At 48.2% G+C, this 21,702-nt stretch carries 16 protein-coding genes; 9 read left to right on the top strand and 7 right to left on the bottom strand.

Features of this window, described 5'->3' with window-relative positions:
- Positions 1 to 380: 380 nt before the first annotated feature.
- Positions 381 to 1,976, bottom strand: coding sequence for a S8 family peptidase (locus tag ESB13_RS03435; RefSeq protein WP_129001627.1), 1,596 nt, complete (start codon positions 1,974 to 1,976; stop codon positions 381 to 383).
- Positions 1,977 to 2,253: 277 nt separating this feature from the next.
- Between ESB13_RS03435 and ESB13_RS03430 the strand changes: the two genes are divergently transcribed.
- The 3 genes from ESB13_RS03430 (at position 2,254) to ESB13_RS03420 (ending at position 4,694) form a co-directional block, all read left to right on the top strand.
- Positions 2,254 to 2,703 carry a nuclear transport factor 2 family protein gene (locus ESB13_RS03430; protein WP_129001626.1) on the top strand — a complete coding sequence of 150 codons (450 nt, stop codon included), beginning with the start codon at positions 2,254 to 2,256 and terminating at the stop codon, positions 2,701 to 2,703.
- A 50-nt stretch (positions 2,704 to 2,753) separates the two neighbouring features.
- Positions 2,754 to 3,650, top strand: a complete 897-nt coding sequence (locus tag ESB13_RS03425; protein ID WP_129001625.1) for a LysR family transcriptional regulator — start codon at positions 2,754 to 2,756, stop codon at positions 3,648 to 3,650.
- Between the two features lie 69 nt (positions 3,651 to 3,719).
- On the top strand, positions 3,720 to 4,694 hold the full coding sequence (locus tag ESB13_RS03420; protein WP_129001624.1) for a YeiH family protein: 975 nt from the start codon (positions 3,720 to 3,722) through the stop codon (positions 4,692 to 4,694).
- Here the strand turns inward: ESB13_RS03420 and ESB13_RS03415 are convergent.
- On the bottom strand, positions 4,691 to 5,008 hold the full coding sequence (locus ESB13_RS03415; RefSeq protein ID WP_129001623.1) for a hypothetical protein: 318 nt from the start codon (positions 5,006 to 5,008) through the stop codon (positions 4,691 to 4,693). The genes ESB13_RS03420 and ESB13_RS03415 overlap by 4 nt on opposite strands.
- 266 nt (positions 5,009 to 5,274) lie before the next feature.
- Here ESB13_RS03415 and ESB13_RS03410 point away from each other — a divergent pair, with 266 nt between their 5' ends.
- The gene (locus ESB13_RS03410; protein ID WP_129001622.1) at positions 5,275 to 5,835 is read left to right on the top strand and encodes a biliverdin-producing heme oxygenase; all 561 of its coding nucleotides are present in this window, start codon (positions 5,275 to 5,277) and stop codon (positions 5,833 to 5,835) included.
- 43 nt (positions 5,836 to 5,878) lie between these two features.
- Here the strand turns inward: ESB13_RS03410 and ESB13_RS03405 are convergent, their stop codons facing one another.
- The 5 genes from ESB13_RS03405 to ESB13_RS03385 form a co-directional block, all read right to left on the bottom strand.
- Positions 5,879 to 6,412 (bottom strand): hypothetical protein, encoded by a 534-nt coding sequence (locus ESB13_RS03405; protein WP_129001621.1) that lies wholly within the window; start codon positions 6,410 to 6,412, stop codon positions 5,879 to 5,881.
- Positions 6,413 to 6,485: 73 nt separating this feature from the next.
- Positions 6,486 to 7,913, bottom strand: coding sequence for an exosortase N (gene xrtN, locus ESB13_RS03400; RefSeq protein ID WP_129001620.1), 1,428 nt, complete (start codon positions 7,911 to 7,913; stop codon positions 6,486 to 6,488).
- Positions 7,910 to 10,423: an XrtN system VIT domain-containing protein gene (locus ESB13_RS03395; RefSeq protein WP_129001619.1), complete on the bottom strand. Its 2,514-nt coding sequence runs from the start codon at positions 10,421 to 10,423 to the stop codon at positions 7,910 to 7,912. Before ESB13_RS03395 ends, xrtN begins: the two co-directional genes overlap by 4 nt.
- Positions 10,424 to 10,634: 211 nt before the next feature.
- Positions 10,635 to 11,462, bottom strand: coding sequence for a universal stress protein (locus ESB13_RS03390; RefSeq protein WP_129001618.1), 828 nt, complete (start codon positions 11,460 to 11,462; stop codon positions 10,635 to 10,637).
- A gap of 513 nt (positions 11,463 to 11,975) precedes the next feature.
- Positions 11,976 to 13,394, bottom strand: coding sequence for an MBL fold metallo-hydrolase (locus ESB13_RS03385; protein ID WP_129001617.1), 1,419 nt, complete (start codon positions 13,392 to 13,394; stop codon positions 11,976 to 11,978).
- Between the two features lie 24 nt (positions 13,395 to 13,418).
- Here ESB13_RS03385 and ESB13_RS03380 point away from each other — a divergent pair, with 24 nt between their 5' ends.
- From ESB13_RS03380 to ESB13_RS03360, 5 genes are all read left to right on the top strand, one after another.
- Positions 13,419 to 13,763: a hypothetical protein gene (locus tag ESB13_RS03380; protein ID WP_129001616.1), complete on the top strand. Its 345-nt coding sequence runs from the start codon at positions 13,419 to 13,421 to the stop codon at positions 13,761 to 13,763.
- A gap of 28 nt (positions 13,764 to 13,791) precedes the next feature.
- Positions 13,792 to 15,051, top strand: coding sequence for a Pycsar system effector family protein (locus ESB13_RS03375; RefSeq protein WP_129001615.1), 1,260 nt, complete (start codon positions 13,792 to 13,794; stop codon positions 15,049 to 15,051).
- A 9-nt stretch (positions 15,052 to 15,060) separates the two neighbouring features.
- Positions 15,061 to 17,112, top strand: coding sequence for a polyphosphate kinase 1 (gene ppk1, locus ESB13_RS03370; RefSeq protein WP_129001614.1), 2,052 nt, complete (start codon positions 15,061 to 15,063; stop codon positions 17,110 to 17,112).
- A gap of 15 nt (positions 17,113 to 17,127) precedes the next feature.
- Positions 17,128 to 17,976: an SdiA-regulated family protein gene (locus ESB13_RS03365; protein WP_129001613.1), complete on the top strand. Its 849-nt coding sequence runs from the start codon at positions 17,128 to 17,130 to the stop codon at positions 17,974 to 17,976.
- A 99-nt stretch (positions 17,977 to 18,075) separates the two neighbouring features.
- Positions 18,076 to 21,681, top strand: coding sequence for a BamA/TamA family outer membrane protein (locus tag ESB13_RS03360; protein ID WP_129001612.1), 3,606 nt, complete (start codon positions 18,076 to 18,078; stop codon positions 21,679 to 21,681).
- The last annotated feature ends 21 nt before the right edge of the window (positions 21,682 to 21,702 follow it).

The following is a 21,702-nucleotide window of genomic DNA, read 5'->3' as shown; positions in this document are numbered from 1 at the left end:
CGAAGCGGCAATTTACACGATTTCGGGTTATGAAAATGTGACTGGTGTCAGGAATGCAAACAGATGATGAAGGCCAAAGGGTCGCGTGCTGATGGCAGCAGGGAGATGACAACCGACGATGGAGGGTGGTATGGTAAAGGGCGGAGAACTGGCAGTAGCGAAGAGACCGCAGATCGTGGACGGTGCATGAAAGGATGAAGGACGGGCGGCGGGGAAGAGACGGCAGATGGACAGGCCTTGATAGCAGCTAGTAATAGTGGCGGCTTAGGCACAAGCTGAATAGGGGCATTAAAAAAGCCGGAGACAAAAAATATCTTCCGGCTTTTTTGTTTGTATTTGATGTGTTCGTATTTCGCGGGTATTCTTCCCGCCGTTCACTTCTAATAAGTAGCGGCGAGTTTGAGGGCGTTGTAGGCATTTACTACACCTCCGGTATTACATACGTCGGTCATGGATACGGAGCGGGGCATTCTGTCCGCTACGACCATCACAGGGTGATTTACCTTTACTACTGATTTCAGGATGATGTCTTTTACCTGAATGGCAGTGAGTTTGGGGTAATAGCTCCTGATGAGCGCAGCCAGGCCTGTCACTACAGGAGCAGCCATGCTGGTGCCATCGTGATAATCGTATTTAGAGCCGGGGGTAGAGGAGTAGATAGCTACGCCGGGAGCAAAAACGTCTACGTTCTTTTTACCATAGTTGGAGAAAGAAGCTACGAGGTTTTCGTCGTCAGATGGTGAAGAGGCGCCTACTTCGATCCAGGCAGCGGCTTCGCCTTTGCCATCGAGATAATAGCGGGATGGGTAGAAAGAAGCAACGCTATCGATATTGAGGCCGTCGTTGCCGGCGGCGTGGATCATCAATACATCTTTAGACATCGCGTATTTCACGGCTTCGTCTACAGCTTTCTTTTCGGGAGAGTAAGGTTTACCAAAGCTCATGTTGATGACTTTAGCGCCATTGTCGACCGCATAGCGGATGGCATTGGCCACGTCCTTGTCTCTTTCATCGCCATTGGGAACTGCTCTTACGGCCATGATGGCTACGTTATCGGCTACCCCATCGACGCCGATCGCATTGTTACGAACAGCGCCTATGATACCTGCCACGTGTGTACCGTGATCGGCTTCGGGGCCGGTAACGTCGGCGGTGCCGTAGTATTTTTCGTTTACATTCTTATAGTCATCGCCCACGATAGCGCGGGGATCGAAATCGACGTTGAGCTGGTATTCAGCTTCTTCTTTAAAGTGATCGAGAGCGGGTTTCAGTTCTTTTTCCTTGAAGGCTACTACATCGGGGTAACGTTGCAGTTGTTGTTCGAGGATGCCTTTCATCCTTGCTTCGGGCTGGTTTTTAGGCTGGTAAGCCTGCAGATCGGTTAAGGTTGGCGCTGGTTTGCCGGTACCTGCGATAACGCTGTCGACAACGGCAGTGAAGCTTTGAACGCTTTTATACTGCATTTGAGCCATTGCGTGTTTTTGTTCGAAAGCTTCTTCCAGTTCTTTGTATTTTGCCAATCCTGTTGTATCGGAAGGCATTTTGGAGGCGTCACCGAATTTGGCTCTCCCCTCTCTTACGAGGCGGGTGAGCTCGAGGTTATCGTAAGCAACGTTTCCTTTAGCGGAGCCAAGGAAGCTCCAGCCATTGATGTCATCGGTATATTTATTACGGTCGTCGTCTTTACCGGCTTTTCCTTTTTTTTCTTTCATGTTCACCCAAAGCACCTGTTTCAGGTCTTCGTGGGCAGTGTCGATACCACTGTCGATCACCGCTACGAGCACTTTGGTTGATTTTTTACCTTTCAGTAATTCGTTGTAAGCTTTTTCGGTGCTGATACCGAAAACCGAATCTTTCTGCAGGTCCATGTTCAGCCAGTTGGGTTTCTGGGCCTGTGCAGCCAGTGTTAATGCACAAAAAGCCAGTGCAACGCCCCATTTACGGGTAAGGCTTTGTTTTACTATTTTATTGACCATTCCTCTACTCGTTTTTATTAATTTTTTCCTATTCAGGAAGCAAATATGCCGGTAATTTCCCAGAAAACGTACTGCTACATGGTTGTATACGAAGAATTTAGTGGTTTCCCATGATACTTTATGATTCTTTTAAGGAGAGCGGGTCGTTTGAAAGGCCGTTCTATGTTGCAGAGCGCTGGCCCGATGGATACGAATTTACGGCTGCAAAATACAAGTTAGTGGCGTATTAGCCTATAAGGCTATAAATCCGTACCTTTTAGGTTCAATTATAACCTATATGCGCACTATCCTCTGTATAAGCTTCCTCCTGCTTGCCATTACCACAATAAAAGCCCAGGAAGAAACTGATTCTGTAAAGGTGATCGTCAATAACCTGTTCAAAGCAATGTTGCTAAGCGACAGCGTGGCATTTCATGGCTGTTTTGCCCCGGAAGCCATTATGCAAACGGTTGAAAAGGACAAGCTCAACAAAACGACGGTACGATCGGAGTTTGTAGCCGAAGTTGCGGGGATACTGAAAAAATTCCCGGCGGGTACTGCTGAAGAAAAGATGACGTTTGACCTGATACGTATAGATGGCGACCTGGCGCTGGTATGGGCTCCTTACCAGTTTTATTTCGGCGGGAAGTTATTACACTGCGGCGTGAATTGTATTCAGCTGGTACGGCTGGCTGAAGGGTGGCGGATACAATACATTATAGATACGCGGCGTTTGGAAGGATGCTGACAAGGCTGCGGCGGGGTGCGTGGGATGGAAATAATAGCTAGTTTTACCCCATGTTTGATTTTCGTTTACGAGTATTTCACGCTGTTGCGCGGCGCCTCAATTTCACGAAGGCTGCTGAAGAGCTGTTCATTACACAACCGGCTGTCACCAAACATATACAGGAAATAGAGCATCATTTCAATGTAGCGCTTTTTGAGCGCAACGGTACGCGCATTAAACTTACTGCTGCGGGAGACTTGTTATTGCAATATACCGAGCAGTTATTCGAGGTATACCGCAACCTGAGCTTTGAGATGAATACCTTTTCGCAGCGCCATAACGGTTTATTACGGATAGGCGCCAGCACCACAGTAGCGCAATATGTATTGCCGCCGCTGCTTGCGGCCTTTCACAGGAAGTTCAAGGATATAAGAGTTACCCTTTCCATCAATAATACTGCACAGACGGAGCAAGCCTTGTTAGACAAACAAATAGATCTGGGGATCATTGAAGGCCATTCGAAGAACAAGTTATTCAAGTATACCGAGTTTGTAAAAGACGAGCTGGTACTGGTGTCGGGCGTCAACCATGCGCTGGCGCGCAGGGGCGTTATAAAACCCGAAGAGCTGTTGCAGATCCCGCTCTTATTGCGGGAACCCGGTTCCGGGACGCTGGAGGTGCTGGCGCATGCGCTAAAGCCGGCAGGGATACGTATTTCGCAACTGCGGAAGGAAATGCAGCTGGGCAGTACAGAAAGCATCAAATCGTACCTGATACATTCGGAGAGTATGGCGTTTTTGTCGATACATGCCATACAAAAGGAATTACAATACAAAGATTTTAGTGTGCTTGCGATCAAGGGGCTGCGGATAGTACGGTCTTTCAACTTTATTCAGCCGCATGGGCAGGCGGAAGGACTGGCGGAATTGTTTATGAAGTTCTGCCGCTCTTATAACTACAAGTTATGAGAGATAAAGAATAGCGATTTCATTCCCGTTGTTTAAGCGTTGACCTTTGTTATCACAAAGGAAACGCGTATGAAGTTCAGCAACAGGTTTGCGACAGTGCGGCACCTGGCATTAGCAGATCGCAGCATGACCACAAAAGAGCTATTATTTCTGCTGGCGGCGGCCAGTTGTTTCACACCATTGGTTAGTGCGCCTGCAGCGTTGCTACTGGGTATAGGTACGGCACAGTTCATTGGTCATCCTTATCTGCATTTAAATCATAGCATCACCCGTTTGTTGTTACAGGTATCTGTTGTGGGGCTGGGGTTTGGGATGAACATTTATACTGCTGCGGCTGCGGGGCGGGAAGGATTTGGGATTACGGCCATCAGTATTATTGCAACGCTGACGGGAGGCGTTGTACTGGGCAAGCTGCTGGGGGTGGAGAAAAAGACAGCCTATCTTATTACATCGGGAACTGCCATTTGCGGCGGCAGTGCTATTGCTGCTGTATCGCCTGTCATAAAAGCTGAAGAGAAACAGATGACAGTAGCGCTGGGCACGGTATTCATTTTAAATTCAGCAGCGTTATTTATATTTCCTGTAGTGGGCAGGTGGATAGGATTAAATGAAACACAGTTTGGTTTATGGAGCGCCATCGCCATACATGATACGAGTTCCGTTGTGGGTGCAGCGGCTAAATACGGGCCGGAAGCGCTGGCGGTAGCTACTACCGTGAAGCTGGCGCGTGCGTTGTGGATCGTTCCTGTGGGCGTTATTTCGGCGCTGGTATTCCGGCAAAAAAAGGGCAGCGTAAAGCTGCCCTGGTTTATACTATTTTTTATTGCGGCAATGCTACTGAACACCTATGTTCCGGTAATACAAGCGTATGGTCATTATCTTGTAAAGCTGTCTCATTCCGGGTTGACCCTTACGTTATTCCTGATAGGAAGCGGGTTATCGGCCGGCACCTTACGCCAGGTAGGTTTCAAGCCCTTTATACAGGGTATAGTGCTTTGGGCGCTGATTTCAGCTGGCACCTTGTATTACCTGTGTCATCATTAACAAACAGCCAGTTCGAACTGGGGGTGCTGAGCCAGCAATTGTTCAATTTTTTCTATGCAAACGCTATCGCCATCGGCCATGATGCAGGAGTGTTCGTCGATGTTTTTAGAGAGCATGAAATTACCCAGATCGGAGTTGACGCTAAAAACCACTTCATCGTTCAGCCAAAGTTCTTTCACACCTTTTACGGTGGGATGAATGCTGCTTAAAGCTGCGAATACAGTAGTAAAAAAACCATCGCGGCCTGTGCCTTTAAAGAATTCGATCAAAGATGTTCCTGACATATAAGCCTTCCTGTAGTAGTATTTATACATATGCGGCAGATTTGCTTTTCTGGTGTTGGAACGAAAATAAAGCATCGGATGAATGCGAAAAATACCCTACCCTAGTTCAAAGGATAATTTCCCGGATTTTTCCACCTGTTTTCCACGAGGGTGTCATTGGCCTGCTATTAATTGCTATACAGGTAATACTGTGCGTGTTTTTTTTTTCACTATATTCGTATTTCCATTTACCTCGCCTCTACCCTTTTCCGGGTTTCGCTTTCAGCAACGGACAAACAATCAAAAACATTTTTAGCATGCTAAGTCAATCTATTAAAGAGGCCACCAGAGACGCACATTTGCGATTAGAGAAGAAAGTGGTGCAGAAGTTAAAAGCCATTCGGAGTAACCAGGATTATGCTGATTTCCTGAAACATTTTTATGCTTATTTCAGTCATATAGAACGTGTAATAGCACCCTATATTACCGCGGAGGTATTACCTGATCATGCACAGCGCAGGAATTCGTCGTATATCAAAAATGATATAGAAGCATTGGGGGGTAATGTAACAGAATTACCTGCTACCACTACTCCTTCCATTGACAATACGATAAAGGCATTGGGTGCGCTTTATGTGTTGGAAGGATCGATCATGGGAGGGAGTATTATTGTGAAGATGCTGGAGAAGGAAGGTATTACGGAAGGCGTATCGTTCTTTTCCGGTTATGGTGAAGCTACCGGCCAGATGTGGGGTATATTCACGGAAGTACTGAACAATCATGCGAAAACAGAAGCAGCGGAGGCGGAGGCGATCGCTATTGCGAACGACACGTTCGAGCATTTTTCTTATGTGTTTGCCGATGTAGCTGTTGCGTAACGAAGGCGCATTTTATTATAAGGCCGGCCCTGTGCCGGCTTTTTTAGTGCCGTTTCTTTTTCTTACGTGTATTTTTTATCCTGTCGTCGGGCACCATACCTTCTTTCCTGGAGAGATCTATAAAATGCTGGATGGCTGCATTCAGGTAATCCTGGTTGGTGCCGTGTGCGCCTGCCATCAGTTTTCCATATCGTATCGTTGCGGAGTCTTTACGATAAGCCATGAAGCTTACTGCCATGCGGCGGGATTGTTTATCCTCCGCTACCGACGACCATGTAATAAAAGACTCTGTATTTCCGCGCTGTGCTTCCATACCCGGAAGGACTGTCCAACCAGCAACAGCAAGCTCTTTCACTGCCTGTTCTGCGAGCCAATCGCCGAGCGGCTGGTCGTCGCCGGCGGTTAGCGGTAATATAGTGTAGGAGAATTCTGCTTTTACCGCGGTATTGGGCGTATACTCGTAGGTGCCATTATTTTGTGTTACTCTCCAGCCTTTGAGAACAGGAACAGAATCCTGTGCGTTTATGGTACAGGTGGTGAAAAGCAAAAGCAGACAACAGATGGTAGATCGCAGCATATTCTTTTTTTATAACGGGGCAATTATCGGACCAGCCCCGTTGGGCGTGTTATACTGCAATATAAGACAAGGGTTACAAAGAGAAGTCCAGATATTTTTGCAATGCTGCTTCAGAGTTTGCGGTAATGTTTACCAGCACATAGTTGCTGCTACCGCGAACAAGATCCCAGCGCCATTGCCATTGGCTTATAGTTGACTGAGAACCATTGGTATACCACCAGGCGGTATATAATTTTTCGTCTTTTCTTTCGAGTTGTGCGGTATACACCTGGTGATGCGGTGCGTTGTAAGTTTTTACTTTTCTGAATTCATATCCACTTCCTTTCCAGCAGATCATGGGGTGATGTTCGGAGGCATAAAAGCCTGTTATGGCTTTCAGGTAGATAAGCACTTCTTTATTTTGCAATTGCGTAACGGCGCCGGGGAGTTGTTTTATGTTGAATCCTTCGCGCGCTGCCAAAGGTGTGCGGGCAAGCGCTTCGCCCGACCTGCTTGTACACGTTATTACAACGAGTGTTACTATGGCCATGAGGGCGGCGTTCTGCCAGATCAGTTTTTTAAAGCTTGTTTTTGACGCGCCCGGGAAGGCTTGTTTTGAACAGCGCCGGGCTGCTTCCGGTTCAGCGACATGAATCAATGCCCCTGCTACATCATGAGCTGTTGTTCCGGATGCGCTTTGAGGCACTTCGCTGATGCTTTCCGGTTCATTTGCAGGAAGCAGGACAGTGCCTTTATGTTTCACTAACCAGTTGCTTAAACAGCAGGCTGGCACCAATACATATCCCGTCCAGCATGCCAGGCCCATGAGGTCGTGCATTGGAGAGCCGGGCAGCAGGGAAAAGAATACCAGGCTTAGTATGCGGAAGAGGTTACCGATGATATTAAGAAGGGTTACTATTACCAGTAACATCAACAGGTATGTGCATGATAGTTGCCGCTTCTGTTTTTTTGTAAAAAGGGCCATCAGCAATACTGTCGCCAGCAAAGAGATAACCAGCATGTGAAGTCCCATGCAAGCTGGATCGACGGAGAAATCTGTGCCGTTGTAAGAGATAACGTTACCTTCTACGACCACGTGAGCACCTGTTAAGGCAAGCAGCTTACCGGCGACGCCGGTAAGCCACAAGCGGATAGGGAAACTGAAGATATTCACTGCGTAATCGAAGATGGGGCTTGTTAAGGCCAATGCCAGCAGCGATAATGCGGATATGCGTCCTCTGAAGCTTTCGATTGCAAAGAAGGCTGCCATCACGATGCAGGCGTAGATAGCCGTTTTTACCGGCAGGCAGATAGACAATGCTGCGATGGCCAGTGTTATGATGGCGAAGACGGAACGCGTTTTCTTTACCGGCTGCGACCGGAGCGATAAGATGAATGCCGTGATGCCCAGTAATGCCTGTGCTGAGAACAAACAGATATAATCGTGTAGGGAGGTTGCTGCCAGCAGCAGGTAAGCAGCAATGAAAAAGGGGAAGGCCCATTGTTGTAACCTGTTGTTCATTTGCACGCGAGACGGTATTTAAATTTTGCGAAAAGCAGTGTTACTGCGATCATGATCATTAAGGCCCATTCATGCGGTTCCGGTACGGCGCCATTAGATTTCAACGCTGCGTTCTGAAGGCTGTTCTTGCTGGCTTTGATATCGAACCTGTCGTAATCGGCCTGCGTTTCGAGGACAATTAAACTGGAAACGGGCGATACAACATAAGCCTGATCAGCTTCGGCAAGCAGCGTATCGGAAAAGCTATTGCCTGAGATAAGCGCCGGGCCGCCCTGTTGCATGATATGATTATAAGCGTACAGGCGCATGAGGTGATCGGGGGCGGATGGGCCTATTGCGCCGGGGAGACTGTCTTCGGAAGTAATCGTGAGCTTTGCGCTTTCGAGTGTTACGTCCTGGTTGTTATTCGCTGCGATGGCGAAACGATTGGAGGTTATCAATTCCTGCAGCAGGGAAAGGTTACCTGATTCGTAGTTGAAAAAGCCACATTGTTTCAGGGATGTTAAATAAGGGTTCAGCGTTGAAGAGAGGTTAAATAATCTTGTTTTGTGGCCGGGTTGCCAGGAGGCTTCCAGTTTATCGATGAATGAGGTATTATGCAGATCGTTCAACAGTGGTGCTATTTTTCCTGATTTAGAGATCACCAGCGCTGCTGTTACGTCGGGAATAACATAAAAGGGGAAGAGACTGAAACGGCGACCATGCAGGCGATTGAAAAGATCATCTTTGTTTTCAGAGGTAACCATTACCGGGGCGGCTTTTTCATTTACCACGAAGACCTGCTTTTGTTTGAGCAAATCGTTCACCTTATTCCATTCGGACCTGGTCCATTCGCTGTTCAGGTCGAGATAGACCTCTTTGCAGTTCATGGGGGCGCGTTCTACTTTAGAATCGAAGAGCCTGTATTGTTTCCCGTTGAATGTAAAGGCATCGTGATAGGCTATTGGTTTATCGAAACCCAGTTGCCAGGTGGTGTTGTAACTGCCCTGGCGTTGGTAGCGTTGTTGAGTAAGCTTGTGCACGCCTATGGCGTGGCAGTTCACCGGATCATCGATAAACATTACAGACAAGTTTTCGCTGGCGCCTGTGGCGGAGGGGCCTTCGAACGAAAGCGGTTTATAAGTCAGTTTATCGTTTTGTGCAGCAAGCGGCGCTGAGACACCAAGTTTAAAGCGGCGTGTGCTGCCTGCTTCGACCGGGAAAACCCTTACCGTAACCCTGTCACCTTCCTGCCAGTGTACGACCGAGGGATCGCGCCGCTCTACACCTACTATTGTTTTATAAGCGCTATCGGCCCTGGCTTTTGTTGACAGCAGCGCCTGTTCTTCACGGCCGTTAATCCAGAGCGAAAGGCTTGTTACCACGCCGCCTTCGGGAAGGCGGAAAGAGAACACAGCTTCGCGCGGGGCAGCTATGAAAGGAGAAGGTTTACGCGTATCGGCGATGGTCATTTCCAACTGCGTATAAGACAAATGGAGTTTAGGCCAGATTTCAACAGCGGTGTTGACGGCGGCGGTTTCGAGATTGTAGTCGCGCCAAAGCCTGCGTTCGGTTTTAAACCTGGCGTCGAATAATACTTCGAGTATTTTAATTCTTTCGTCATCACGGGCGCTGATAGCCGGGCCGAAGAGCGAAGCGATCATGACGAGCGGGTCATGTTTTTGTTTTTCATTAAAGTTGCGGGGTGTTGGCACATTCCAGAACCAGTTATCATTCAGCGAGGGGACATCGTAAACGATACCGGATTTCAATATTCTTTCGGAGATAAGTCCAGGTGACATTGCCGCTGCGGTGGAAACCCAGGCGGGGTAAGCATTTTGCGGTGGAGTGTTTTTATATACTTTATTCATTTTGTTCACCTGAACATTCCAGACAACCACATAAGCAATAACAGCAGAGAGTGTAACGCCTGCCCCCCAGCAACAAGTCATAAAATATCCATTAGCTATTTCCCTTGTTTTCCGAGCCAGCACCACGGAATAAATGCAAAACAGCAGCGGAACGAAACTATGTAAAGGAATACCCAGTAGGATGAAGCCGACGGCACTTATTCCATATAAGAGTAACAGGTAAAAGGCCAGATAAAGGAAGGCAATGAATGAAACGCCCAATACAAAGCAAAGCAGATAGCGCAGCCAGGAGGGCATTTCTTTAAACAAAGCGAACATCAGGTAATTGGTACAGCATAGCAGCAGCAAGGCTGTAAACCAGTTTACGGAATCTTCGAACACTTGTACACTCCTATTCAGTGCGTAGGCGCTGATGAGGAACAAGAGCAGCAGTATAAACAGAGGGTGCAGGCCATCGTTCCCCTTTCTAAGGCGGCCACTTGCGAGCAGGATTACAAAGTAAAGCACGACGAATGCATAGTGTACGAGAAACCAGGCAAAGCTGGTATCGTTTAAAGACGATGCGCCCATGCCGATGATGAACGTGGAGAACGAAATGAGGAGTAAAAGCAGGCCGAAGAGCCAGAGCCGATCTTTACGCAGGTTACCGAGATTTTCCATATTTGTTATTTAAAAGCACTTTGTTATTCAAAGTAATTAGGCTAATAAAAACCCGTTTTGGTGGAACGGGCCCTATCACTTTGTAATGCAAAGCAAGTACAGAAAACGCAACCAGCCAAATAATACCTGGAAAAATTTTATTAAAGCCGGGGGACTATCCTTACTTGTGACGGGTGCCATTGCCTGGATAAGCGGGTGGGTGCTTTCCGGTTCAGACAGGGATCACGAGCAGTGGCAGGGTTGTTTCCCAGGCCAGAGATTTAGAAGTGCTGCTGTTAAAGAGCCTTGCGATAAGTCCCTGTTTTTCGTGGATGGTAATCACGAGATCGGCATTTTGACCGGTAGCGAACTGCAGGATGCCTTCTACCGTATCTTTTGCCGTGACGTAGTGAAATTGCGGATCGAATTCGGCGAGCAGGTTGTGAAGGGCTGTTATTTCATCGCGCCATTCGGGTTTATAGTTTTCTTCTTTTTCAGCCACATTTACTACGAGGAGTTTTGCTTCGAGAGATTTGAGCAGCGCAGGTAATTCTGCGGTCTGAATTTTAGCGGCTACGTCGCTAAGATCGGTAGCCAGTATAATTTTTCGTGGCAGCTGGATGGCAGCTTCCCTGGGCACGATGAGCAGCGGGTAGCTGGTGTTAGCCATTACCCTTATAGCGTTACTGCCAACGAGCAGGCGTTGTACTCCTTCCCTATTGGTGATGCCCATTACGACGAGGTCGATGTGTTCAGATTCGCAGATATGATCGATACCTGCGGAGAGGTCGAAGTCCTTGACGAGGATGTTCACTTCTGTTCCGGGGTTAACGAAGCGTTTCACAGATTCCTGCCAGGTATCCATGGTGTCTATTGCTTCCTGCCTCAGTTGTTCCATGGTATCGGGAGAAATAGCTTCGTTAGTCATGAAAGGCGCTACGGAAAAGGCGTTCAACAGGACGATACGTTTGCTGTTGATATTGCGGGAAAGGGCGGCAGCATATTCAACGGCCTGAAAGGCGGCGTCGGAGAAGTCGGTAAGGACCAGGATAGATTGCATAAGTATGTATTTTAGAGCGCTAATCGCAATATAATGGTTCTCATTAAAGCCTGCGGCAGCGGTTTCATTGTTAACCAAGTCATAACATTTGCCATCATCGACCTTATAAAGGTCCTGAAAAAAGAAGCAGAGTTTATATAAAACTTTATAAAAACTGACGAGGATTATAAGATGGAATGCTACTGGTCATTGATCGAGGGGGTGTGGTGTACTATTTTTGAGCTATTAAATAAAGGGAACAGCTGGTACACTGAAAGATGTTAAAAGCTGCTTTATTTCCGGCCTCTGACGATTCAGGTTGCATAAGCGGCGATACGCCAGTTGCAGGTAGCAGCATTATAGCTTATTAAGAACCCTAAGCCCTGTTTAAAGGTTGTGTTTGTTTGATTATTAAGGCCGCTTCCCTTCCAGGAAGCGGCTTTATTTTTTGGGGCTGCGGTAGGCAGCAGTCTGTACAGCGCTGCGTTTCGGCGGAGCGGGTGGACTTAGGATGAAGCCTGTTACTGCCAGGAACTATAGTTGCGTAACCGGTTTAACGAAGTCAGTAATCCTGAAGGCACCACTTTCCTTGAGGGCTTTAAATCCGCCTTCGACGTTGATGAGGTTGAAGAAACCCCTTGCCTGTAAGATAGATATAAAGATCATGGAGCGATAGCCGCCGGCGCAATGTACATAATATGTATGGTTCCTGTTCAGTTGTTGCATATGCTCGTTGATATTATCGAGCGGCATGTTCAATGCATCGGGCAGGTGTTCGCTGTCGTATTCAGATCTTTTACGGACATCTATAAAAGACAATGTTTGCTGTGCTGCCTGAACAGTGAGTTGTGCTACCGTTACGGAGGTAACGTGTTCCACTTCTTTTCCTGCGCGGATCCAGTTTTCATAACCGCCTACGAGGTAACCAACGGCCTGGTCGTATCCTACCCTTGCGAGGCGGGTGATGACTTCCTGTTCGCGGCCTGTTTCGGCGACTACGAGGATCTCCTGTTTTATATCGGGGATGAGGGCGCCTACCCAAGGGGCAAAGCTGCCATCGATACCTATGTTTATGGAATTGGGGATATGTCCTTTTGCAAAGCTTGCGGGGTCGCGCGTATCGAGGATAAGAGCTGTAGTTTCGTTTGCGACAATTTCAAATGCCGAGGGCGACAGGGCGCGTAGTCCCCGGCCCAGTACTTTATCGAGGCTTTCGTAGCCCTGCATGTTCATGAGCACATTGAAGGGGAAATATGCGGGAGGGGCAACGAGGCCTGTCATGACCTCGCGGATAAATTCGTCGCGGGTCATATTACTACGCAGTGCGTAGTTGGTATGTTTCTGGTGTCCGAGCGTATCGGAGGTTTCTTTACACATGTTTTTACCGCAGGCGGATCCGGCGCCGTGTGCGGGATAGACGACCACATCATCGGGCAGGGGCATGATCTTTCCGCGCAGGGACCAATAGAGATGTTCGGCGAGGACTGCGGGGGTTAGTTCGGGCCTGATCTTTTGTGCAAGGTCGGGGCGGCCAACATCACCAATGAAGAGCGTATCGCCGCTAAAGAGGGCTATTTCTTTCCCGGTTTCATCTTTCAGCAGGAAGCAGCAGCTTTCCATGGTATGTCCGGGTGTGTGAATGACAGTGATGGTTGCTTTACCGAGAGGCAGCTCTTCGCCGTCGGCAGCGGAATAGAAATTGAATTGCGGCGCAGCTTCGGGGCCGTAGACGATGGCAGCCCCGGTTTTCTGAGCAAGATCGAGGTGGCCGGAAACGAAGTCGGCATGAAAATGAGTTTCGAGGATATATTTGATGGAGGCGCCGTTTCGGCTGGCTTTATCGATATAGGGCTGCACTTCGCGAAGCGGGTCTATGATGGCTGCTACGCCATCGCACTCAATATAATACGCCCCCTGGGCCAGGCAGCCGGTATACATTTGCTCGATAATCATTTCCAACAAGTTTTAACCACAAAATTGGACGGAGGCGGTGAGGGAATCAATGACGAAGATCACCAAAAACGGGAGAATGGGTTGCAGATCACAGGTGGCCGGGAGATGGAGAAGTGGTTTATGATGGAGGGAGCCAGAGATGTAAGCGGGCCTGAGACGGCTTTAAAGCGGCTTATAGACGGCTATATAAAGCGTACTTTTTCGTGGATGCAGGACTGTGAGTTTATGGGCAGGTATGGAATAACTGCGGGGCGGCTTTGCAACGATGAGCGGCCTATTGTGAAAGGTAGCGTAAAAAGCGGAGGGCGAATATGCGGAAAAAGGTGGAGATATTACCGGGAGAGCAGAGTATTTAGTAGTTTAGCTTAAGGGAACAGATGCCCGTAACCTATTCATTATGAATTATACAACATTGCTGGAAGAGGTAAAGCAATACGCTCTTCATTTTTTTGGAGTACATGATAACCAGCAGTTTCTATATCACAACCTGAACCATACGGAGTCGGTCGTGAAATCTGCTACCCTGCTGGCAGCGCATTACCACTTAAGTGACCGCGATTTTTTTATTGTGCTTGCTGCTGCGTGGTTTCATGATATGGCCTATTATACCGGGCCTGCCGACGGTCATGAAAAAAATGCTGTAGAGCTGATGCGTGTTTTTCTGAAAGACAAGGGCGTAGATGAGCTGACGATATCGGAAGTGGGTGATTGTATACTGGCCACTTGTTTGAAAAATCCTCCCGAGGAATTAAACCTGAACCAGCGGATAGTGAAGGATGCGGATGTATTTCATTGGGGGACTGATGAATTCCTGGACCGGAGCAAGCTGATGCGCAAGGAAGCCGAGACACGTTTCGGGAAGAAGATTGGTAAAAAGGAATGGACGGAAGGCACTATCCGTTTGCTGGAGTCGCATGAATATGTTACGGATTATGCACGTGAACTTTTACAGGCCAAGAAGCTGGAGAACCTGGCGCGATTAAAGCAGCGGTTACACCAGCAGGAGCCATCGGGCAGCGGTGTTAAGGAGGAGCGTGCTGCGAAAGCGGTTCCGGGGGGAGCGGGTCATGGGAAGGCCAGCGTGGCGATACCGGAATCGGTGGTGATAAAGAAAAAGAAATCGGACCGGCCTGAGCGTGGTATAGAGACCATGTTCCGTATCACCTCGAACAACCACCAGCGGTTAAGTGATATGGCGGATAATAAGGCGCACATCATGATCACAACTACCTCCATTATACTTTCGGTATTGCTGAGCGTATTGCTGCGCAAGCTGGAGGACAATCCGCACCTGGTAATACCTACCATGCTGTTGCTGGTGGTTTGCGTGGTGACGCTTGTATTTTCGATACTTGCCACCAGGCCCAATTTGCCCAAGGGCACTTTCACTCACCAGGATATCGATGAAAAGAAAGTGAACCTGTTGTTCTTCGGCAATTTTTACCAGATGAGCTATGAGGCTTATTCTGAAGCCATGCATGTGATGATGGAGGACAGTGATTTCCTGTATAGCAGTCTTATCAAGGACGTGTATTCGCAGGGGGTAGTGTTAAGCCGAAAGTACCGGTTATTACGTAATGCCTATGATGTGTTCATGTTTGGCATTATTGTATCGGTACTGGGTTTTGCTATTGCTACTATTTTCTTTGGTCACTAATTGTATCGTATGAGTGGACAAACAGTTGCTACAACCAATATTTATTTTGACCGGGACCTGAGCTGGCTCAGCTTCAATGAGCGTGTGTTACAGGAGGCGGCGAAGCCTGGTGTACCTTTACTTGAGCGGGTAAAATTCCTATCTATTTATTCTTCGAACCTGGATGAATTTTACCGGGTACGGATACCGGCGCTGACGGCTTTGCTAAAGCTAAGCAAACGTGGTGCGGGCAATTATGAGCATGCGGTGGCTACCATCAACCTGCAGCAGCAGGAATATGGGCGTATCATGAACACCGGTATTATTCCTGCGCTGGAAGCGCAGGGGATACATTTTTTATACAACCGGCCGATACCGGAGATCATTGCCGGGGAGGTAGCGGATTATTTCTTTAGCCAGACGGCGGGCTTTCTTCAGCCGGTGCTGTTATCGGGGGCGCTTAATTTCTTTCCTGAGAACAACCAGTTGTACCAGGCTGTAGCGGTTGCCGCTGCGGGAGAAAAAGAGCAGTTATATCTTGTAAACATACCTGTAGCCCATGTGGGACGGTTCCTGAGAATTGAGCATGCTACAGGCAGTTATATCGTATTCCTGGAAGAGATCATCAGGCAGCACCTGGATTTTCTTTTTCCCAATGCCGTTATCAACGGCGCCTGGAATATAAAGATCACGCGGGATGCGGAGCTGGATCTGCAGGATGAATATGATGATGACCTGGCGGAGAAAATAGAGCGTCAGCTTACCAAACGGGATTATGGTTTTGCGACCCGTTTCTTATATGAGCCGGGTATTCCATTGCGGCATTTGCAGGTGTTGATACAGCAGTTCAACCTTACGAGGGCTTCGGTGGTGGAGGGCAGTAAACATCATAACCTGCGCGATCTCGATACCTTACCGGTGGGTAACAGTGCGTGGTCGTATGAGAAGTGGCCTGCCGCGCCGGTGCCTGTACCTTATGACAGCACGCTGTTTGAATATATCACTGCCAGGGACATGATAGTACATGCCCCCTACCAGCTGTATGATAATATACTGCGGTTCTTTAATGAGGCAGCGGTAACGCCATCGGTAACGGAGGTGTACACTACTTTATACCGTGTAGCCAGTGATTCGAGGATTGCACAGGCATTGATAAGCGCTGCACGCAATGGCAAGAAAGTTACGGTTCTGGTAGAATTAAAGGCACGTTTTGATGAGGCCAATAATATCCGCTGGGCTAAAAAGATGAAAGCTGCGGGAGTTAAGATCATTTACAGTAATAATTCTTTAAAAGTACATGCCAAAATAGCGCTGGTAAAGAGAGCGCATGCAACACATAGTTATGTGGGGTTGCTGGCTACGGGTAATCTTAATGAAAGTACGGCCCGTTTCTATACCGATCATATTTTACTGACGGCGCACCAGCCCATGTTACAGGAGATGCAGCAGTTGTTTGGTTTCCTGAGTAAAAGCAAGAAACGGCCTGATGCGGAAGACGAGTTAACGTTCCGTCATTTGCTGGTGGCGCAATTCAATTTACAAACCCGCTTCCTGGAGCTGATAGACCGGGAGATCATGCATGCCCAACAGGGATCACCTGCTTCTATTACCATTAAGATGAATAATCTCGAGGAACGGGTGCTGATAGACAAGCTATATGAGGCATCGCAGGCGGGTGTGCGGATACAGCTTATTGTACGCAGTATCTGCCGTCTTATACCGGGTGTGGCGGGCCAAAGCGAACATATAACCATTGTGCGTATTGTAGACCGGTACCTGGAGCATGGCCGTGTATTCGAGTTTTATAATAACGGAGCTACGGAATTATACCTGGGTTCTGCGGATTGGATGAACCGGAATATTTACCGCAGGATAGAGGTTTGTTTTCCTGTGTATGATGAAGGTATAAGGTTGCAACTGCGGCAATTATTAACTTTGCAGTTACAGGATAACAAGCAGGCGGTACATATTGACAGGGAGTTACGTAATGTACCTGTAGCAGCGGGCGGTCCTCAGGTTCGTTCGCAGCAGGCTATTTATGAGCTGCTGGTCGCCGGCGAGCATCAACATTCAAATTTATAAATCAATTGTAGCCCCATGAACAACTCCATTATTGCTATTACCCGGATATGCCTTGTGCTGTTTGCGGCGCTGGGAGCGGGATGCGGAGCGCAGGAATATAAGCCTACTCCCAAAGACTATAACCTGAACAAACCTCATAAGTTTTCTTTACCAGAGAGTTTACTGGAGGTATCTGGGATCGCTTTTAACAGGGGGAAAAACGATACTATCTATGCTATCCAGGATGAAGAAGGGAAGCTATTCCGTCTTGCCTGGGATAAGGCCAAGCAGTATAACTCCAAGTTTGCCAAACACGGGGATTATGAGGATGTAAGTATCATTAACGGGCAGGCAATAGTGCTGAAAAGCAATGGCGTGTTGTATCGCTTTGCGCTTACAGCTGCTTACGGTGACGATGCGGTAGATGTACAGGAATGGAGGGATCTTGTGCCGGCAGGTGAATATGAGGGGCTTTATGGCGATGAGGCTACCGATCAACTGTATCTGCTGTGTAAAAACTGTGATGCCGATGACGCCCGGGAGGCTGTTACCGGTTATATTTTAAAGCTTGCCGATACGATACGTATGACAGGGACCTTTACGATAGATGTGTCGGGCATTAAATCCATCAAGAAGAAAAAGAGTTTCCGTCCGTCGGCGCTGGCGCGTCATCCGATCACGCGGGACTGGTATATTGTATCGGCTGTAAACAAGCTGCTGGTGATCACGGATAGCAATTTCAAGGTAAAGGAGACCTATCCGCTTAGCGGCAATATATTTAACCAACCTGAGGGTATAGCCTTTGACAATGCGGGCAATATGTACATTTCGAATGAGGGGGACGACCTGGTGAAGGGGAATATTTTGTTGTTTAAGCGGAAGTAGAGTTGGCAGCAACCGGAGAAGCCATTGCATAGGCGGCAGTATGAGAAGATAATTGAAACAGTGGAGGAATAAGAACTGTAATATTTTATAAATAATTAAATGAAGCGATTTTTACCCCTATTCCTTTTATTGCTGGGAGGTATTTATGTGAAGGGACAGGATAGTTTACTGTACCGTGTGGTGCTGATTGGTGATGCGGGAGAAATGAATACGGAGCAACAGAAGGCCTTACAGCATGCGGCGGGGCATATAGCCGGCGGCAAAACCGTTGTATTATTCCTGGGAGATAATATTTATCCCCGTGGGATGGGTTTGCCGGGGAGCGCCGAAGAAGCGGCTACGCAGCAGATCTTACGATCGCAATACGAGCCTATGCGGGCTAAGGGAGCTCCTGTTTATTTTTTACCTGGCAATCATGACTGGGACAGGATGGGGCCTTTAGGGCTAGCTAAGATCAAAAGCCAGTGGCAGTTCCTTGAATCGCAGGGAGATTCGCTGTTGAAGCTTATTCCTGCCAACGGTTGTCCTGATCCGGTAGAGATTCCATTAACCGACAGCCTAGTCATTATTGCATATGATAGTGAATGGTGGTTGTTTCCTTTCCGCAAAAACAATCCTGACGGGGAATGTGAATGCCAGAGCAAGAAAGATGTTTTAGCGCGGCTGGAAGAGCTCGCCTATAATAACCGTAACAAAATTGTATTACTTGCCGGCCATCATCCTTTCCAAAGTTATGGTGTGCATGGGGGTGTATTTACGTGGAAAGATCATTTGTTCCCGCTTACGGCGGCCAATAAGCACCTTTACATTCCCCTGCCGGTGATAGGTTCTTTATATCCTTTTCTAAGAAGTACGCTTACGAACCCCGAGGATCTAAAGCATCCCTGGTACCAGGATATGATAAAGCGGGTGGATGGAGTGTTTGCGGAGCATCCCAACATGGTACATGTGGCGGGGCATGAACATGGGCTGCAATTCATTAAAGGCAAGCAGATACAGGTTGTAAGCGGTGCGGGCGCCAAACGTACCAATGCGCGTAAAGGCAAGTATTCACTGTTTGCCGATGCGATGCAGGGATATGTTACTGCAGATCTGTTGCGGGGGAATCATCTCCGGTTCACCTATTACATCTATGATAAGGATACGATCAGGGAGGCGTTCAGATATGATATTCCTTATAAAAAGAAAGAGGCCGCGGCGCTGGCTGCCGATACCACGCGTTATCTTGACAGCGTTACCATAAGCATACATCCTGATTATGATAAGCCGGGCAGGTTTCACCGCTTCTTTTTTGGTGAAAATTACCGGAAAGAGTGGGCCGCACCTGTGACCTTGCCTGTAATCAAGATCTCTGAGGTGAGCGGCGGGCTTACTCCCCTGCGGCTTGGTGGCGGGATGCAATCGACCTCGTTACGGCTTGCAGATCCGACAGGAAAAGAGTGGGTATTACGCAGTGTAGAGAAAAGCACTGATGCCTTGTTACCGGAACAATTACAGAACGCGTTTGCGCGCGACTGGCTGGATGATGTAACGAGTGCACAGCATCCATTCGGAGCTTTGGTGGTACCTCCTATTGCCGATGCTGTAAGAGTACCACATGCCAATCCTGTAATAGGCGTTGTGGCACCAGATAAAAACCTGGGGCATTACGAGCAGAAGTTCAAAAACCTGGTGGTTGTACTGGAAGAGCGGGAGCCGCTGGGCAATTCCGATAATTCGGAAAAGATGAAAAAGAACCTGATCAAGGACAATGAAAATCATATCAAAGGAAAGGCTTTCCTGCGTGCGCGGATGCTGGATGCTTTTTTGGGCGACTGGGACAGGCATGAAGACCAGTGGCGCTGGGCCGACCAGGGGAAAGGTAAGGACAAGGCCTATCTTGGTGTACCCAGAGACAGAGACCAGGTTTTTCATGTAACGCAGGGTTTGTTTCCTTTTATTGCCTCACAAGCCTATATACTTCCCACCCTGCGCAATTTTGACGCGGAGATGAGTCATATCAGGTGGCTATTGTTCAAGACACGTTTTGTAAATGCTTATCCTGAGTTTCAGTTCAGCCGTAAGGAATGGCATAAAGAGGCGAAGGAGTTCCAGGAAGCGCTTACAGATTCAGTATTGGAAGCAGCGTTACAGCGTCTGCCGGCACCTGCTTACCAGTTAAGGCATGAAACGCTGATGCGCAAAATGCGGCAGCGCCGCGACCGTTTGCCTGCCGCGCTGGATGCGTATTACCTGTTCACCCAAAAGATAGCAGATATACAAACCAGTGATAAAAATGAGCTGGTAAAGATCACGGGCAGCAAGGACGGCAATATGCGGATACATATTTCCAGGATCAACAAAGAAGGCGAGATAAAGGAGACACTGATGGATAAGGAGTACGAGAAGGCTTATACCCGTGAAGTGCGGATATACCTGCGTAACGGAGCCGACAGTGTATGGATCGACAACGAGACCTCCCCTATCCGTTTGCGGATCATTGGCGGGCACAATACCAAGGCGTATCATGTAGCAGCTGCTGTAAAGCCTGTAAAAGTATATGACCGCCCCGGTACGGCAACTTACAGTGGTGTGTTGAACCGGATACAATCGCGGTTATCCAGCGACAGTTTGCATACAGCTTTTACACCTGTGAACCTATATAATACGGTGATGCCGCTGGCGTTGATAGGCTTAAACCGGGACGATGGTTTTATATTAGGCGCCGGCGCCCGTTTTGTACACCAGGAAGGATTCCGGAAATATCCTTATGCCAGTGCGCAGGAGATACTGATAGGTCATTCTTTTTCTACCACCGCCTTTTCGGTCAAGTACCAGGGGGAATGGATACATACAGTCGGGAAGGCCGACCTGGTATTAAACGCTATTGTAAGGGCGCCCAATAACACTATCAACTTTTATGGCCGCGGCAATGAAACCCAGTTTAACAAAACCGGTGATTTTGTGCGGTATTACCGGACACGTTTCAGCACATATGAATTTGATCCTTCGCTGCGCTGGCGCGGGAACAAATCCGCTGCGATAAGCATAGGTCCATCGTTACAGTATTATGCTTTTGATAAAGACGATAATGCAGGACGTTTTATCAATAACGTTTCGCAGATAGGTTCGTATGACAGTGCCACTATCGATCAAAGTAAACTACATATAGGAGGCGTTGTTGAATTTACCAGTGACAACCGCAATAACAAGGTAGTTCCGCAATGGGGCAGCTATATACGGATAAGGATGGTGGGATACAAAGGCGTAAACAAGGCAGCCGAATCGTATGCGCAGCTAATCCCTGAAGTGGCGCTTTACAAGAACCTGGATGCCAAAGCGAGCATAGTGCTGGCCAACCGTACCGGTGGTACGATAAGTGTGGGTAAAACGGCGTTTTACCAGTCGGCTTTCGTGGGTGGGCAGGGCAATCTGCGGGGGTATCGCCAGTACCGTTTTGCCGGGCAGCACAGTGTGTACAATAACCTTGAGCTAAGAGTGAAGCTGGCAGATGTGGCCAGTTATATATTACCGGGGCAGCTTGGGCTTACCGGGTTCTGGGACATTGGCCGGGTATGGGAACGGGGCATGGATTCGGGCAAGTGGCATAATGGCCAGGGCGGTGGCATTTATTTTGCGCCGGTTTCGCTCGTTGCGTTTAGTTTTGTAATGGGAAATTCCGTTGAGGGCTGGTACCCTTATATTTCGATGGGATTCCGTTTTTGATGAAAAAGAATAGTGGCAAAT

Source organism: Filimonas effusa (genome assembly GCF_004118675.1).
In the GTDB taxonomy this organism is placed as follows: Bacteria; Bacteroidota; Bacteroidia; order Chitinophagales; family Chitinophagaceae; genus Filimonas; species Filimonas effusa.
The sequence above is the reverse complement of the archived record's forward strand: the minus strand, read 5'-3'. Positions and strand labels throughout refer to the sequence as shown.